12 protein-coding genes are annotated in these 15,245 nt (G+C 65.1%); 8 read left to right on the top strand and 4 right to left on the bottom strand.

Annotated elements, in window-relative coordinates:
• Positions 1–202 precede the first annotated feature (202 nt).
• The 5 genes from F6Q13_RS05745 to F6Q13_RS05725 all read left to right on the top strand — a co-directional run bounded on the left by F6Q13_RS05745 (position 203) and on the right by F6Q13_RS05725 (position 5,145).
• Positions 203–730 carry a general stress protein gene (locus F6Q13_RS05745; protein WP_293053560.1) on the top strand — a complete coding sequence of 176 codons (528 nt, stop codon included), beginning with the start codon at positions 203–205 and terminating at the stop codon, positions 728–730.
• A gap of 109 nt (positions 731–839) precedes the next feature.
• On the top strand, positions 840–2,255 hold the full coding sequence (locus F6Q13_RS05740) for an extracellular solute-binding protein (protein ID WP_293053558.1): 1,416 nt from the start codon (positions 840–842) through the stop codon (positions 2,253–2,255).
• Positions 2,252–3,142 (top strand): carbohydrate ABC transporter permease, encoded by an 891-nt coding sequence (locus tag F6Q13_RS05735; RefSeq protein ID WP_293053555.1) that lies wholly within the window; start codon positions 2,252–2,254, stop codon positions 3,140–3,142. Before F6Q13_RS05740 ends, F6Q13_RS05735 begins: the two co-directional genes overlap by 4 nt.
• A 4-nt stretch (positions 3,143–3,146) precedes the next feature.
• On the top strand, positions 3,147–3,971 hold the full coding sequence (locus F6Q13_RS05730; RefSeq protein WP_293053764.1) for a carbohydrate ABC transporter permease: 825 nt from the start codon (positions 3,147–3,149) through the stop codon (positions 3,969–3,971).
• A 4-nt stretch (positions 3,972–3,975) separates the two neighbouring features.
• On the top strand, positions 3,976–5,145 hold the full coding sequence (locus tag F6Q13_RS05725; RefSeq protein ID WP_293053552.1) for an ABC transporter ATP-binding protein: 1,170 nt from the start codon (positions 3,976–3,978) through the stop codon (positions 5,143–5,145).
• Positions 5,146–5,159: 14 nt separating this feature from the next.
• Here F6Q13_RS05725 and corA read toward each other — a convergent pair whose 3' ends face one another.
• A complete protein-coding gene (gene corA / locus F6Q13_RS05720; RefSeq protein ID WP_293053549.1) occupies positions 5,160–6,263 on the bottom strand; it encodes a magnesium/cobalt transporter CorA in 1,104 nt (367 codons plus the stop codon).
• 227 nt (positions 6,264–6,490) lie between these two features.
• Here corA and F6Q13_RS05715 point away from each other — a divergent pair, with 227 nt between their 5' ends.
• Genes F6Q13_RS05715 through F6Q13_RS05705 form a run of 3 tightly spaced genes read left to right on the top strand, consistent with a single transcriptional unit; the run spans position 6,491 to position 9,548 of the window.
• The gene (locus F6Q13_RS05715) at positions 6,491–7,474 is read left to right on the top strand and encodes a malate dehydrogenase (RefSeq protein WP_293053546.1); all 984 of its coding nucleotides are present in this window, start codon (positions 6,491–6,493) and stop codon (positions 7,472–7,474) included.
• A 32-nt stretch (positions 7,475–7,506) separates the two neighbouring features.
• Positions 7,507–8,694: an NADP-dependent malic enzyme gene (locus tag F6Q13_RS05710; protein WP_293053760.1), complete on the top strand. Its 1,188-nt coding sequence runs from the start codon at positions 7,507–7,509 to the stop codon at positions 8,692–8,694.
• A gap of 44 nt (positions 8,695–8,738) precedes the next feature.
• Entirely contained in the window at positions 8,739–9,548 is an 810-nt protein-coding gene (locus tag F6Q13_RS05705; protein ID WP_293053758.1) for a glycine betaine ABC transporter substrate-binding protein, read from the top strand.
• 35 nt (positions 9,549–9,583) lie between these two features.
• Here F6Q13_RS05705 and F6Q13_RS05700 read toward each other — a convergent pair whose 3' ends face one another.
• The 3 genes from F6Q13_RS05700 to F6Q13_RS05690 form a co-directional block, all read right to left on the bottom strand.
• Complete coding sequence (locus F6Q13_RS05700; protein WP_293053543.1) at positions 9,584–10,414, bottom strand: SDR family oxidoreductase; 831 nt, start codon at positions 10,412–10,414, stop codon at positions 9,584–9,586.
• Between the two features lie 102 nt (positions 10,415–10,516).
• Positions 10,517–14,128, bottom strand: a complete 3,612-nt coding sequence (locus F6Q13_RS05695) for a multifunctional oxoglutarate decarboxylase/oxoglutarate dehydrogenase thiamine pyrophosphate-binding subunit/dihydrolipoyllysine-residue succinyltransferase subunit (RefSeq protein WP_293053541.1) — start codon at positions 14,126–14,128, stop codon at positions 10,517–10,519.
• Between the two features lie 160 nt (positions 14,129–14,288).
• On the bottom strand, positions 14,289–15,044 hold the full coding sequence (locus F6Q13_RS05690; protein WP_293053539.1) for a hypothetical protein: 756 nt from the start codon (positions 15,042–15,044) through the stop codon (positions 14,289–14,291).
• Positions 15,045–15,245 lie beyond the last annotated feature (201 nt).

Raw genomic sequence — 15,245 nt, 5'->3', positions numbered from 1 at the left:
GCAAGCGCGGCGTAGCCGGGCGCGGCGGGTCGCCGCCGAAGACTTGCGGCGATCGCAAGCGCGGCGTAGCCGGGCGCGGCGGGTCGCCGCCGAAGACTTGCGGCGATCGCGAGCGCGGCGTAGCCGGGCGCGGCGGGTCGCCGCCGAAGACTCACCCGTCAGATTGCTGCACACCGCACGTCGGCAGAGCAGAATGAGGACGATGACGAGTCCCTTCCAGCCCGGGCAGGTTCCGGGCGCCGCAGGGGGCACCCCGGCTCCGGGTCGGCGAGGTGGCCCCGGATTGCCCACCCCCCCGAAAGGCTGGCCGGTCGGGTCGTATCCCACCTACGCCGAGGCTCAGCGCGCTGTCGACTACCTGTCCGAGCAGCAGTTCCCGGTGCAGCAGGTGACCATCGTCGGGGTCGACCTCATGCAGGTAGAACGGGTCACCGGTCGGTTGACCTGGGCGAAGGTGCTGGCCGGCGGGGTGCTGTCCGGCGCGTGGCTGGGCCTGTTCATCGGTCTGGTGCTCGGATTTTTCAGCCCCAACCCCTGGGCGGCTTTGGTCACCGGACTGATCGCCGGCGTGTTCTTCGGCTTGATCACCTCCGCGGTCCCTTATGCGATGGCGCGCGGCACTCGCGACTTCAGCTCGACGATGCAACTGGTCGCCGGCCGCTACGACGTGCTGTGTGATCCGCAGAACGCCGAGAAGGCCCGCGATCTTTTGGCCCGGCTGGCGATCTGAGCGGGGCGCCGCGATCCGGTTGACCCGCCGAGCCGGCGTGTTGCGTGGCACGCGTGCCTGCCTTTAGCGTTCTGGCGCGGAAACATCCCTACCGGACGGGAGGCCTGGCGTGGGGACGAGTCGTCGCGAGCGCGCACGGCAGCTGGGGGCAGCCGCCCTGGCGGCGCTGACCGCGGCTTCGCTGCTGTCGTCCTGCGGCCCGGCCGATAGTGGCGCGGTGGTCGGCGTCTACACCCCGGCCAGTGAGACGGCGACGTTCACCGCGATCGCGCGGCATTGCACCGATCAGTTCGGCGGGCGGTTCACCATCCGGCAGTTCAGCCTGCCCCGATCAGCCGACGACCAGCGGCTGCAACTGGCCCGCCGACTCAACGGCAACGACCGCACCTTGGACGTGATGGCCCTCGACGTGGTGTGGACGGCCGAATTCGCCGACGCGGGATGGGTGCTGCCGCTGTCGGACGACCCGGCCGGGCTCGCCGAGGCCGACGCCACCGCCGACACGCTGCCGGGTCCGCTGGCCACAGCGCGCTGGAAGCACCGACTCTACGCTGCGCCGGTCACCACGAATACCCAATTACTCTGGTATCGGTCGGATTTGATGGACAAGCCACCGACGACGTGGGACGACATGGTCGCCGAAGCGACCCGGCTGCACGCCGCCGGCGAACCCAGCTGGATCGCCGTGCAGGCCAAGCAGTACGAGGGGCTGGTGGTGTGGTTCAACACGCTGCTGGTCAGCGCCGGCGGCCAGGTGCTGTCCGACGACGGCAAGGCGGTCACGCTGACCGACACACCCGCCCACCGGGCGGCGACTGTCAAAGCACTGCAGATCATGAAATCGGTGGCCACCGCACCCGGCGCCGACCCGTCGATCACCCAAACCGACGAGGGCAGTGCACGGCTGGCGCTCGAGCAAGGCAAGGCGGCACTGGAGGTCAACTGGCCGTTCGTGCTGCTATCCATGCTGGAGAACGCGATCAAGGGCGGTGTCGCATTCTTGCCGCTGGACACCCAGCCGGATCTGGCGGGCAGCATCGACAGCGGCGGAAATTTTGCACCGACCGCCCAGCAGTTCACGCGCGCCTACCAAGCCGCCGAGAAGGTCCTGGGTTTTGCCGGCTATCCTCGGGTGCAGCCGGACCGACCGGCCAAGGTGACGCTCGGTGGCCTGAACCTGGCGGTGGCCAAGACGACCCGGCACAAGGCGCAAGCCTTCGAGGCGCTGCGCTGCCTGCGTAACCTGGAGAACCAGAAGTACGTCTCGATCGAAGGCGGCCTGCCCGCGGTACGGACCTCGCTCTACGCCGACCCGCAATTTCAGGCCAGATACCCGATGTACGCAGTCATTCGTCAACAGCTCACCGACGCCGCGGTGCGACCGGTGACTCCGTTTTACGAAGCGGTCGCGATCCGGATCGCGGCGACCCTGGCCCCGATAACCAAGATCGACCCGCAGCGGACCGCCGACGAGCTCGCCGTGCAGGTTCACAAAGCCGTCAACGGCGAAGGACTGATCCCATGACGGCCCCCCCCACCGAAAACCGCAAAGCCGAAGCCCGATTGGCGGCCCTGTTGATCGCGCCGGCGGTCCTGTTGATGCTGGTGGTCACGGCCTATCCGATCGGCTACGCGGTGTGGCTGAGCCTGCAGCGCCGCAATTTCGCCACGCCGGCGGACACCGCGTTCGTCGGCCTGGCCAATTACCAAACGGTTCTCACCAGCCGATTGTGGTGGACGGCGTTCGTGGTCACCATGTCGATCACGGTGCTGTCGGTGGCAATCGAGTTCGCGTTGGGCCTGGCGCTGGCGTTGGCGATGCACCGGACACTGATCGGCAAGGGCGTGGTGCGCACCGCCGTGTTGATTCCGTACGGAATCGTCACGGCGGCCGCGTCCTACAGCTGGTACTACGCCTGGACGCCGGGTACCGGGTATTTGGTCAGCCTGTTGCCGCAGGGCAGTGCACCGTTGACCGAGCAGATTCCGTCGTTGGGCATCGTGATTCTCGCCGAGGTCTGGAAGACCACCCCGTTTATGGCGCTGCTGCTGCTCGCCGGACTGGCGTTGGTGCCGGACGAGGTGTTGATGGCCGCGCAAGTCGACGGCGCGGGTGCCTGGCGACGGCTGTTGACGATCATCCTGCCGCTGATCAAGCCGGCGATTCTGGTTGCGCTGCTATTCCGCACCCTGGACGCGTTCCGGATCTTCGACAACATCTACGTGCTCACCGGTGGGTCCAACAACACCTATTCGGTGTCCATCCTGGGCTACGACAACCTGTTCAAGGGGTTCAATGTGGGCCTGGGCGCCGCGATTTCGGTGCTGATCTTCGGGTGCGTGGCCGTCATCGCGTTCATCTTCGTCAAGGTGTTCGGCACCTCGGTACCGGGTGGTGACGGCGGTGGCTGAGCGGATGGGTCCCCGGCGCACAGCCGCGTGGGTCGTCGCCGACACCCTGGTGGTGATCTACGCACTGTTTCCGGTACTGTGGATTTTGTCGCTGTCACTCAAGCCGACGTCAACAGTCAAAGACGGCAAGCTGATTCCCACAGCGGTGACATTCGACAATTATCGGGCCATCTTCCGCGGTGACTTCTTTAGTTCGGCATTGATCAATTCGATCGGTATCGGGCTGATTACCACCGTGATCGCCGTGGTCATCGGTGCTATGGCCGCCTACGCGGTCGCACGGCTTATGTTTCCGGGTAAGAGGTTGTTGATCGGAGCCGCGCTGCTGATCGCGATGTTTCCGCAGATCTCTCTCGTCGCACCGCTGTTCAACGTCGAGCGCGCGGTTGGGCTCTTCGACACCTGGCCGGGATTGATCATCCCCTACATCACGTTCGCGTTGCCGTTGGCTATCTACACGCTGTCGGCCTTCTTCCGCGAGATCCCGTGGGATCTGGAGAAGGCGGCCAAGATGGACGGCGCAGCGCCGGGACAGGCCTTCCGCAAGGTGATCGCTCCGTTGGCGGCACCCGGTATCGTCACCGCCGCGATCCTGGTGTTCATCTTCGCCTGGAATGATTTGCTGCTGGCGTTGTCGTTGACGGCCACCAAGGCGGCCATCACCGCGCCGGTAGCGATTGTCAACTTCTCCGGCAGTTCGCAGTTCGAGGAACCCACCGGATCGATCGCGGCCGGCGCAATGGTGATCACCGTTCCGGTCGTCGTTTTTGTTTTAATCTTCCAACGACGGATTGTTGCCGGATTGACCTCCGGTGCGGTGAAGGGATAGCTCGATGGCCGAGATTGTGCTGGATCATCTGACCAAGAGTTACCCTGACGGCACTACGGCTGTGCACGATTTGTCGCTGACGATCGCCGACGGGGAATTTCTAATCCTGGTCGGGCCTTCCGGTTGCGGCAAGACCACCACGCTGAACATGATTGCCGGACTTGAGGACATCTCGTCGGGAGAGTTGCGTATCGGCGGTGAGCGGGTGAACGAGAAGGCCCCCAAGGACCGCGATATCGCGATGGTGTTCCAGTCGTATGCGCTCTATCCGCATATGACGGTGCGGCAGAATATCGCTTTCCCGCTGACCCTGACGAAGATGAAGAAGGCAGAGATCGCCCAAAAGGTCGAGGAGACCGCGCGAATCCTCGACCTTACCGAACTGCTGGATCGCAAGCCGTCCCAATTGTCAGGCGGTCAGCGGCAGCGCGTCGCGATGGGCAGGGCAATCGTGCGCCATCCCAAGGCGTTCCTGATGGACGAGCCGTTGTCGAATTTGGATGCCAAATTGCGCGTGCAAATGCGGGCCGAAATTGCCCGGCTGCAGCGGCGGTTGGGTACCACCACCGTCTACGTGACCCACGACCAGACCGAGGCCATGACCCTGGGTGACCGGGTGGTCGTGATGCGCGCCGGTGTCGCCCAGCAGATCGGCACGCCCGACGAGCTCTACGAGCGACCGGCCAATCTGTTCGTCGCCAGCTTTATCGGCTCGCCCGCGATGAATTTCTTCCCCGCCGGCTTGACACCGACCGGGTTGGCCCTGCCGTTCGGCGAGGTGACGCTGACCCAGCCGGTCCTCGACGTGCTCGCGCAGCATCCGACACCGCGGAATGTCATCGTCGGAGTGCGACCCGAGCATCTGCATGATGCTGCCCTGATCGACGCCTACCAAAGGATCAGTGCGCTGATCTTCGAAGTGAAGGTAGACCTGGTCGAGTCGCTGGGCGCTGACAAATACGTGTATTTCACCACCGAGGGCGAGGTGGCGCGTTCTGAGCAGCTCGCCGAGGACGTGGCTGAAGTTGGGGTGGGAGAGCACGTGGCCCGGGTTCCTTCTGCATCAAAAGCGACGAGTGGGCAGTCACTCGAATTAGCTTTTGATACTTTGAAACTCGCGGTTTTCGATGCCGACTCTGGTGTCAACCTGACTATTCCGCCGCCGGCGGCGTGAGCGCCGGTGGTAGGTCAAAGCCAGTCGCGGCGCCGGAAGTTGTGGTAGAGAAGCGCGCAGACCACGACCATCAACGCCAGCACCAACGGATATCCCCAGCGCCAATGCAGTATGGGCATGTATTTGAAGTTCATCCCGTAGATGCCGGCGATCATGGTCGGCACCGCGAAAAGGGCCGCCCAGGCCGATATCTTGCGCATATCGACGTTTTGCTGCATCTCGACGCGGGCCAGCGCGGCCTGCACCAGTGAGCTGAGCATCTCGTCGTAGCCGGCGATCTGGTCGGCGGCGTTTGCGTGGTGGTCGGCGACGTCGCGCAGATAGCGGCGGACTTCTTTGCTGATCAGGTCTTTGTGTTCGCTGAGCATCCGCGCAAACGGGACCGACAGCGGGTTGACGCATCGCCGCAGCGCGACCACCTCCCGCTTGATTTGGTAGATCGGTTCGATGTCGGTGCGCTGGCTGGGCGTGAAGGCGGCTTCCTCGACGGCGTCGATGTCGGTCTCCATCAGGCGGGTGACCGCGAGATAGTGGTCGACCACGTAATCGGCGACGGCGTGCATCACCGCATAGGGGCCCAGCCGCATGTGGTCGGGGTTGGCGTCCATCCGCTTTCGCACGTCGGCCAGCCCGCCGTGTTCGCCGTGCCGGACCGTGATGACGAAATCACTGCCGACGAAAATCATTATTTCGCCGGTTTCGACGACTTCGCGGGTCTGCAGCACCGAATCGGAGCGGGTGTAGTTGACCGTCTTGAGGACCAGGAACAGAGTTTGGTCGTAACGCTCGAGCTTGGGCCGTTGATGGGCGTGTACGGCATCCTCGACGGGCAGCGGGTGCAGCCCGAACACCTCACCGATGGCGTGCATCTGGTGTTCGTCGGGTTCGTGCAACCCTATCCAGACGAACGCGTTGCGGCCGGCCTCTTCGACCTCGCGCACCTTGGTCAGTGCCTCGGCAGGGGTGTATGCCCCCGGCAGGCGTACCCCGTCCACGTACACGCCGCAGTCGACCACGGCCTCGGTGACCGGCACGGGGACCGGCCGGGGACCGGGACCGTTCGACTTTGGTCGCACGACTGGCCGCAGCGACGGCGGCAGCGGGCGAAACGCCGGCATCCGGTCACCTCCCGTCGCGGTGTGGTCGGGTCCCGGCTATGCTACGCGCCCCGACGTTGGATCACCCGGGCTGGTTGGGGAACTCCACCTCATCTGACCGTGCGCTGAGCTGGGACATCTGATATCGGTGTGACCGGGATCGCCTTGTGGTGCCGGACCCGCGGTTTTGGTCCGGCGCCGGTGCGCTAGTTTCGAACCGACGCAACACAAGCGCAAGGAGACCCGAAGTGAGCACCTTGAAGGTCGCTGTTACCGGCGCCGCCGGACAGATCGGTTACAGCCTGCTGTTCCGTTTGGCGAGTGGCTCGCTGGCCGGCCCCGATCGCCCGGTCGAGCTACGTCTGCTCGAAATCGAGCCCGCGCTCAAGGCGCTCGAGGGTGTGGTGATGGAGCTCGACGACTGCGCGTTTCCGCTGCTGGCCGGCGTTGAGATCGGCGCCGACCCGAATAGGATTTTCGACGGAGCAAATGTGGCACTGTTGGTCGGCGCCCGGCCGCGCGGGCCGGGAATGGAGCGTGCCGATCTGCTGGAGGCCAACGGCGCGATCTTCACCGCGCAGGGCAAAGCCCTCAACGAGGTTGCCGCCGAGGACGTCCGTGTCCTGATAACCGGCAACCCGGCCAACACCAATGCGCTGATCGCGATGACCAACGCGCCCGATATCCCGGATGAGCGGTTCTCCGCGCTGAGCCGGCTCGACCATAACCGGGCGGTCTCGCAGCTGGCGAAAAAAGCCGGCGTCGCGGTCACCGATGTCAAGAAGATGACGGTCTGGGGCAACCACTCCAACACCCAATACCCCGACCTGTTCCACGCCGAGATCGGCGGCAAGAACGCGGCCGAAGTCGTCGACGACCAGTCCTGGGTCGAGAACGATTTCATCCCGACCGTCGCCAAGCGCGGAGCGGCGGTCATCGACGCCCGTGGTGCGTCCTCGGCCGGCTCGGCCGCGTCGGCGACCATCGACGCGGCCCGGGACTGGCTGTTGGGCACACCCGAGGGCGACTGGGTCTCGATGTCGGTGCTGTCCGACGGTTCCTACGGCGTGCCGGAGGGCCTGGTTTTCTCCTTCCCGGTGACCACCAAGGGCGGCGACTGGAGCATCGTGCGTGGCCTGGAGATCGACGATTTCTCCCGTGCCCGAATCGACGCATCGGCCGCCGAGCTGGCCGGCGAGCGCGACGCGGTCAAGGCGCTGGGCCTGATCTGAGCCGGCAGTACTCTGACAGCGTGGCCGAAAGCATGCCGGAACCGGTGCGAAACCCGGCGGCGGCGAGTTCACCCGTCGTCTTGGCGGACGAGGAGATCTTTGCTGCTCACCTCGCCGGCAAGCTCTGTGTGCAGCTCAGGGCTCCGCTGGACACCCAGCGCGCGTTGTCAATCGCCTACACCCCCGGTGTGGCACAGGTTAGTCGGGCGATCGCGGCCGACCGCACGCTGGCCGCCCGTTATACCTGGGCAAACCGTCTGGTGGCCGTGGTGAGCGACGGAAGCGCGGTCCTGGGACTGGGCGATATCGGCGCCGCGGCGGCGCTACCGGTGATGGAGGGCAAAAGCGCGCTGTTCAAGGCGTTCGCCGATCTCGACTCGATTCCCATCGTGTTGGACACCAAAGACCCGGACGAGATCGTCGAGACACTGGTGCGGCTGCGGCCGACATTCGGCGCCGTCAACCTGGAGGACATCTCCGCGCCGCGTTGCTTCGAGATCGAACGACGCCTCATCGAAGCGCTGGACTGCCCGGTCATGCATGACGATCAGCACGGAACGGCAATCGTGGTGCTGGCCGCGTTGATGGGCGCCACCAAGGTACTCGGCCGTGACATGTCCGCCCTGCGTGTGGTGATTTCCGGCGTCGGCGCAGCCGGCGTCGCATGCGCCAAAATTCTTATAGAGTCAGGTATTTCACACATCACGGTACTGGACTCACGTGGGATCCTGCATCCTGGCCGCGATGACCTGACTTCGATCAAAGCCGATCTCGCGCAGCGCACCAATCCCGACGGTCTGTCCGGGGGCATGGTTGAGGCGCTCAAGGGTGCCGACATGTTTCTGGGGGTTTCCGCGGGTGTGGTGCCCGAGGAGTTGTTCGCGTCGATGGCGCCGAACGGCATCGTGTTTGCGCTGTCGAACCCCGACCCGGAGATCCACCCCGAACTGGCTGCCCGCCACGCCGCCGTCGTCGCCACCGGCCGCAGCGATTTCCCTAATCAGATCAACAACGTGTTGGCATTTCCCGGGGTGTTCCGCGGAGCGCTGGATGCCGGAGCCCGGCGGATCACCGAGAAAATGAAAATTGCTGCGGCGGAAGCGATCTTCTCGGTCGTCGCCGAGGATCTCGCCCCCGACCGAATCGTCCCGAGCCCGCTGGACCCGCGGGTCGGGCCGGCGGTCGCTGCCGCAGTGGCAGCCGCTGCAGATACCCGGTGATCGCCGGCAGGTGGGCCGTGGCGATGCTGGCTGCGGCGCTGGTTATGGCCGGGTGCACACCCACAGGCAGCTCAGAACACCGGCGCGGCGAGTTGGTGGTCGCCTCCCAACCCGATTCTGAATCGGTGTTGCTCGGCGCCATCTACACAGCGGCATTGCGGTCGCACGGTTTTCCGACGCACACGGAGTCAGTGCCTGACCCGCTGGCCGAACTGGACTCCGGAAAAGTCGATGTCGTGCCCGGTTTCACCGGGCGCATTCTGCAGGTCTTCCAGCCGGGGGCCACGGTACGGTCCGATCAGCAGGTGTACCGCGCAATGGTCGGGGCGCTGCCCGAAGGAATCGCCGCCGGTGACTACGCCACCGCCGCCGAGGACAAACCGGCGCTGGCAGTGACCCGCTCGACGGCCAGGGCGTGGGGCGGCGACGAGCTGAGCGAGCTGCCGCAGCACTGCGACGGGCTCGTCGTCGGGTCGACCGCCGGAGCGGTGACACCCGCGAAGGTGAGTCGGTGCCGATTGCCGCCCGTCCACGAATTCAGCGACGCCGCAACGATGTTCGCCGCGCTTCGGGCCGGTCGGGTCACTGCGGCATGGACCAGCACCGCGGCCCCCGACGTTCCCGCCGACCTCGTGACGCTCGTCGACGGAAAACCCCCGTTGGTGCAGGCCGAAAATGCGGTGCCGCTGTACCGTCGCAACGAGCTGACCGACCGGCAGGTGCTGGCCATCAACGAGGTGGCTGGTGTGTTGGACACCGCGGCGCTGGTCACCATGCGTCGGGACGTGGCGGCCGGTGCCGATCCGCAGGCGGTGGCCGACGCGTGGCTCGCCGAGCACCCGCTCGGGCATTAGCCCGGCGACGACGCTTGATCGCAGGTCGACGAGGTCTACCGGGTGGCGGGCATGACCCGGGACGCCACCGTGGAAAGCAGCCGCTGATATCCGGACCCGGTGAGCCGTACGATGAGGTCGAGGACTTTTGCGTCGGGGCCGACCAGCACGCGGGCCTTGTTCTTGCGCACAGCGTCCAGAATGATCTGCGCAGCTCGTTGTGGGCTGGTGCTGGCGAGCCGCCTGTCGAAGAATTGGGCCAGCTCGTCGGCGTCAACCCCCTCGGCGGTCGTCATGTTGCGGGCGATGGCGGTCTTGATGCCGCCGGGGTGCACGGTGGTCACCTTCACCGGATGCTTGGCCAGCATCATTTCCTGACGCAATGCCTCAGTGAAGCCGCGAACGGCGAACTTCGCCGCGTTGTAGGCAGCTTGCCCGGGCATCGACAAAATCCCGAAGATGCTGGAGATGTTGATAACGTGTCCGTCGCCGGAGGCGATCAGATGCGGCAGAAATGCTTTGGTGCCGTTCACGACGCCCCAGAAGTCGACGTCCATGACCCGTTCGATGTCCTTGAACTGCGTGACCTCGATGTCGCCGGTGAAGGCGATGCCGGCGTTGTTGTAGATCTGATTGACCCTGCCAAAGTAGTCGTTCACCTCGTCGGCATAGGCCTGGAAGGCCTCCCGTTCCGTGACGTCGAGACGGTCCGACTTGACCGCCGCGCCTATGGTCTTGATCCTTTCCTCGGTTAGCGCCAGCCCATCGGTGTCGACGTCGCTGATCGCCAACTTGGCACCTGAGCGGGCCAGTTCGATAGCCAGCGCTTGGCCGATGCCGGATCCGGCGCCGGTAACCACCGCAACTTTCCAAGCAAAACCTTCCATAGACCTTGAGGCTAGTCGGTAGCAGCGGTAGCCGTGCCACGCGGGCTCGTGCAGCTGGACACTGTCCCTGGACGTCGGAAGGGTGGCGTCGCCGGCGCGCCGCTACGTTGCGCGAAACGCCAAGTCGATGATTTCCTGCTGCTCTACCGCGTGTACTCTCGACGACCCGGACGACGGCGCCGACATGGCTCGCCGGGAAATTCGCCTGATTCCAGTTAGCTTGTCCGGCAGCAACTCTGGCAGCTCCAGGCCGAACCGAGGCCAGGCACCCTGGTTAGCCGGTTCCTCTTGTACCCAGAAGAACTCCGCGACATTGGGATATCGGTCGAGGGTTTCGCCGAGTCGGCGTTTGGGCAGCGGCGCCAGTTGCTCGATGCGGACAATCGCGACGTCGTCGCGCTTGTCTTTAGCCTTGCGGGCCGCCAATTCGTAATAGAGTTTCCCACTGGTCAACAGGATCCGCCGGACAGTGCCGCGGTCTCCGATACCGTCTTCGTAGGCGGGCTCTTCGAGCACCGAACGGAACTTGACCTCGGTGAAATCCCGGATGTCGCTGACGGCGGCTTTGTTGCGCAGCATCGACTTCGGCGTGAACACGATCAGCGGTCGCTGGATCCCGTCCAGCGCGTGCCGGCGCAGCAGATGGAAGTAGTTCGACGGCGTCGAGGGCATCGCGATCGTCATCGAGCCTTCAGCCCACAACTGCAGGAAGCGTTCGACGCGGCCGGTGGTGTGGTCGGGGCCCTGGCCCTCGTGCCCGTGCGGCAGCAACAACACCAGATTGGACAGCTGTCCCCACTTGGCTTCACCGGAGCTGATGAATTCGTCGATGATCGACTGTGCACCGTTGGCGAAGTCGCCGAACTGCGCCTCCCACAGCACGAGTGCGTCCGGATTACCCACCGTGTAGCCGTATTCAAAACCGACAGCGGCGAATTCGGACAGCGGTGAGTCGTAGACCAGGAACTTTCCACCGGTCGGGCTGCCATCGGTATTGGTGGCCAGCAGTTGCAGGGGAGTGAACTCGGCGCCGGTGACTCGGTCGAAGATCACCGCGTGCCGCTGAGAGAACGTACCGCGACGGGTGTCCTGGCCGGACAGCCGGATCAGTTTGCCCTCGGAGACCAGTGAGCCCAGTGCCAGCAGCTCGGCGAACGCCCAGTCGATCTTGCCCTCGTAGGCCATCTCGCGACGTTTCTCCAGTACCGGCAGCACTCTCGGATGCACGGTGAACCCCTCGGGCAGCGCCATATGCGCATCACCGATCCGGGCCAGCAGCGACTTGTCCACCGCGGTGGCCAGCCCGGCCGGAATCATCTGGGCGGACTCCACCGATGCACTGGGCTGTGCCTCGCGCTTTTCCAGCTCGCGGACTTCGTTGAACACTCGCTCCAGCTGGCCCTGGTAGTCGCGCAGCGCGTCTTCGGCCTCCTTCAACGAGATGTCGCCGCGGCCGATCAGCGCTTCGGTGTAACTCTTGCGGACGCCGCGTTTGGTGTCGATCACGTCGTACATATACGGATTGGTCATCGACGGATCGTCGCCCTCGTTGTGACCGCGACGGCGGTAGCACAGCATGTCGATGACGACGTCCTTCTTGAACTGCTGCCGGAAGTCGACGGCCAGCCGGGCCACCCACACGCAGGCCTCCGGATCGTCGCCGTTGACGTGGAAGATCGGTGCCCCGATCATCTTCGCCACGTCGGTGCAGTACTCGCTCGACTTGGAGTGTTCCGGCGAGGTGGTGAAGCCGATCTGGTTGTTGACGATGATGTGAATGGTGCCGCCGACCCGGTAACCGGGGAGCAGTGCCATGTTCAACGTCTCTGCCACGACGCCCTGCCCGGCGAAGGCGGCGTCACCGTGCAGCATCAACGGCACCACCGAGAAACCGTCGTCGCCGGCGCCCTTGTCGAGCAGATCCTGCTTGGCCCTAACGAGGCCCTCGAGCACCGGATCGACGGCCTCCAGGTGCGACGGGTTAGCCGTCAGCGAAACTCGAATATCGTTGTCGCCGAACATTTGGATGTAGACTCCGGTTGCGCCGAGGTGGTACTTGACGTCGCCTGATCCGTGAGTCTGAGATGGGTCGAGGTTGCCCTCGAACTCGGTGAAGATCTGCGAGTACGGCTTGCCGACGATATTGGCCAGCACATTGAGCCGCCCGCGGTGTGGCATCCCGATGACGACCTCATCGAGGCCGTGCTCGGCGCACTGGTCGATCACCGCGTCCATCACCGGGATCACGGTCTCCGCGCCCTCTAACGAAAAGCGCTTCTGACCGACGTATTTGGTTTGCAGAAAGGTTTCGAATGCCTCGGCCGCATTGAGCTTCGACAAGATGTACTTTTGCTGGGCAACAGTCGGTTTCACGTGTTTTGCCTCGACACGCTGCTGCAGCCACTGTTGCTGCTCGGGTTCGAGGATGTGGGTGTACTCCACACCGATGTGGCGGCAATAGGCGTCGCGCAGCACCGAGAGCACGTCGCGCAGTTTTCGGTAGCCCGCACCCGGGAAGCAGCCGTCGACCTTGAACTCGCGATCCAGATCCCACAGCGTCAGGCCGTGGGTGAGTACGTCGAGATCCGGGTGACTTCGAAAACGGGAGTTGTCCAGTCGCAGAGGATCGATGTCGGCCATCAGGTGCCCACGGTTGCGGTAGGCGGCGATCAACTCGATGACGCGCGGATTCTTGTCGACGACCGAGTCCGGGTTGTCGGGGCGCCAGCGTACCGGCTCGTAGGGGATGCCCAGTTCCCGGAAGATCTCGTCCCAGAATTCGTCGGAGAGCACCATCTGGTGGATGGTGCGCAAGAATTCACCGGATTCCGCGCCCTGGATGATGCGGTGGTCGTAGGTGGAGGTCAGTGTGACCAGCTTGCCGATACCGAGTTCGGCGATGCGTTGTTCGCTGGCGCCCTGGAACTCTGCGGGGTACTCCATCGCGCCGACACCAATGATGGCTCCCTGACCCGCCATCAGCCGCGGTACCGAGTGAACCGTGCCGAGGGTTCCGGGATTGGTTAACGAAATCGTCACGCCGACAAAGTCTTCCGCGGTCAGCTTGCCGTCGCGGGCGCGGCGCACGATGTCTTCGTAGGCGGCGACGAACTGAGCAAAGCGCATGGTTTCGCAGCCTTTGATGGCGGCGACCACCAACGAACGCTTGCCGTCCTTGCCCTGCAGGTCGATCGCAAGTCCGAGATTGACGTGGGCGGGGGTGACGACATGGGGTTTGCCGTCGAGCTCGGCGAAGTGCCGGTTCATGTTCGGGTAGGAGTTGACCGCCTGAACCAGGGCGTAACCGAGCAGGTGAGTGAACGAGATCTTGCCGCCGCGGGTGCGCCGGAGTTGGTTGTTGATGACCGTTCGGTTGTCGATCAATAGCTTGGCCGGGATCGCCCGGACACTGGTCGCGGTGGGCACCTCCAGCGACATCGACATGTTCTTGACCACGGCGAAAGCAGCGCCCCGCAGCACCTGAGCCTCGTCGCCTTCGCCCAGCGCCGGCGCCGCGGTCTGCGCTTCGGCGCGGGGCGCACCGGTCGGGTGAGCGTCGGCCGCGGGCCGGGATTGGCTCGTGGACTCCGGGTTGTAGTCGACTAAAAATTCGTGCCAACTGGGATCCACCGAGGAGGGGTCGTCGCGGAACTTGCGGTACATCTCCTCGACCAGCCATTCGTTCTGCCCGAATGGTGAACTCGTACTGCTCACGGCAGCTGTTCGCCTCGATTCCTCTGTCTGTCTGCCTGTCTGTCTGCAAGCGCGCAACGGGCGCCTGGCCGTCTGCAGGGTGTCTCCCGTTGTTTTTCGCCCTGTCAAGGCTAACCCTTCGCCGACGAAGCGGCAGAGACAGCGGGGCCGGCGCCCCTGGCTAGCCGGTGTCGCGCACCGGCGGCAGCAACCGCAGGGTTACCGGCCAGCGTATTGGGGGTGTGCCGAACGCCGCGCGGGCATTGCCGACGATCATCTTGCCCACCAGCCGGTTGCCGGTGGCGCCGATCACCGCGCCCACACCGACCGGCATCAACTTGGCGCACAGCAGGGCGCCCCGCCCCAGCGTGTAGCGCTTGCCCGCGTAGGCGAGCCACCGCGAATTCAGCCGCGACAACGCCGGCATCGGCAGTGACGCCAGCCCCTCGGACAACCAGGCGCCGCTGGTGCGGCCGGGTCCGATCAGCTCGGCGATGGCGCGCTTGCTGTCGTCGCCGACGAGCATGGCCAATACCAGTGCCCGGCGGCGTTCACGGTGGTCGGTGGGAATGCCGTACACCGCGGCCAGCGCCAGCGCGAAGAACGCCGTGGCCTCCAAAAACACCAGGGTTTCCCCGGCGAACGCCGACAGGGCGCCCAGTGTGCCGATCCCGGGCAGCGTTGCTGTCGAACCGACCGCCGCGCCGCCCGCGGTCACCGCCGCCAGATAACGCCGCTCCAACTTCGAGACGACGACGGCCGGGGCGGCGTCGGGGTTCGCGCGGCGTAGCCGGTCGACGTAGGACTGTGCCGCCGGTGCCTGAACCCGAGAGCTGTGCTCGATGACGCGGGCCAACGCCCGCACGGTTGCTTTCGGCTTCGCCTCGCCGGCCGGGGACAGCGGATCTGCCGTCGACCCGCTCCGTCGGGTGCTCATGACTGCCTCCGTACCCTGCATGGAACTACTCCAGGCTAGCGCCGGCGCACCACAACAGCGGGCCGGGTGGGGCGGCCGGTGATCAGCGCGGAATAATCCGGACCGGGCACCCCTGTGGCCATGCGGGCGCAGCAGCCGGGCACCGTTGACCACGGCAGACCGAACCGGACGGATGATCGATGGACTAGCGATCGACGTTGG

The sequence above is a fragment of the Mycobacterium sp. genome, from assembly GCF_008709575.1.
Lineage (GTDB): Bacteria > Actinomycetota > Actinomycetes > Mycobacteriales > Mycobacteriaceae > Mycobacterium.
Note: the sequence above shows the minus strand (reverse complement) of the source record. Positions and strands in the feature narration are given on the sequence as shown.

What these genes read in the sequence shown, in the direction of transcription:
- F6Q13_RS05745 (WP_293053560.1), top strand. Translation starts at nt 203, where the DNA reads ATGACGAGTCCCTTCCAGCCCGGGCAGGTTCCGGGCGCCGCAGGGGGC.
- F6Q13_RS05735 (WP_293053555.1), top strand. Translation starts at nt 2,252, where the DNA reads ATGACGGCCCCCCCCACCGAAAACCGCAAAGCCGAAGCCCGATTGGCG.
- F6Q13_RS05730 (WP_293053764.1), top strand. Translation starts at nt 3,147, where the DNA reads ATGGGTCCCCGGCGCACAGCCGCGTGGGTCGTCGCCGACACCCTGGTG.
- F6Q13_RS05725 (WP_293053552.1), top strand. Translation starts at nt 3,976, where the DNA reads ATGGCCGAGATTGTGCTGGATCATCTGACCAAGAGTTACCCTGACGGC.
- corA (WP_293053549.1), bottom strand. Translation starts at nt 6,263, where the DNA reads ATGCCGGCGTTTCGCCCGCTGCCGCCGTCGCTGCGGCCAGTCGTGCGA.
- F6Q13_RS05710 (WP_293053760.1), top strand. Translation starts at nt 7,507, where the DNA reads ATGCCGGAACCGGTGCGAAACCCGGCGGCGGCGAGTTCACCCGTCGTC.
- F6Q13_RS05705 (WP_293053758.1), top strand. Translation starts at nt 8,739, where the DNA reads ATGGCCGGGTGCACACCCACAGGCAGCTCAGAACACCGGCGCGGCGAG.
- F6Q13_RS05700 (WP_293053543.1), bottom strand. Translation starts at nt 10,414, where the DNA reads ATGGAAGGTTTTGCTTGGAAAGTTGCGGTGGTTACCGGCGCCGGATCC.
- F6Q13_RS05690 (WP_293053539.1), bottom strand. Translation starts at nt 15,044, where the DNA reads ATGAGCACCCGACGGAGCGGGTCGACGGCAGATCCGCTGTCCCCGGCC.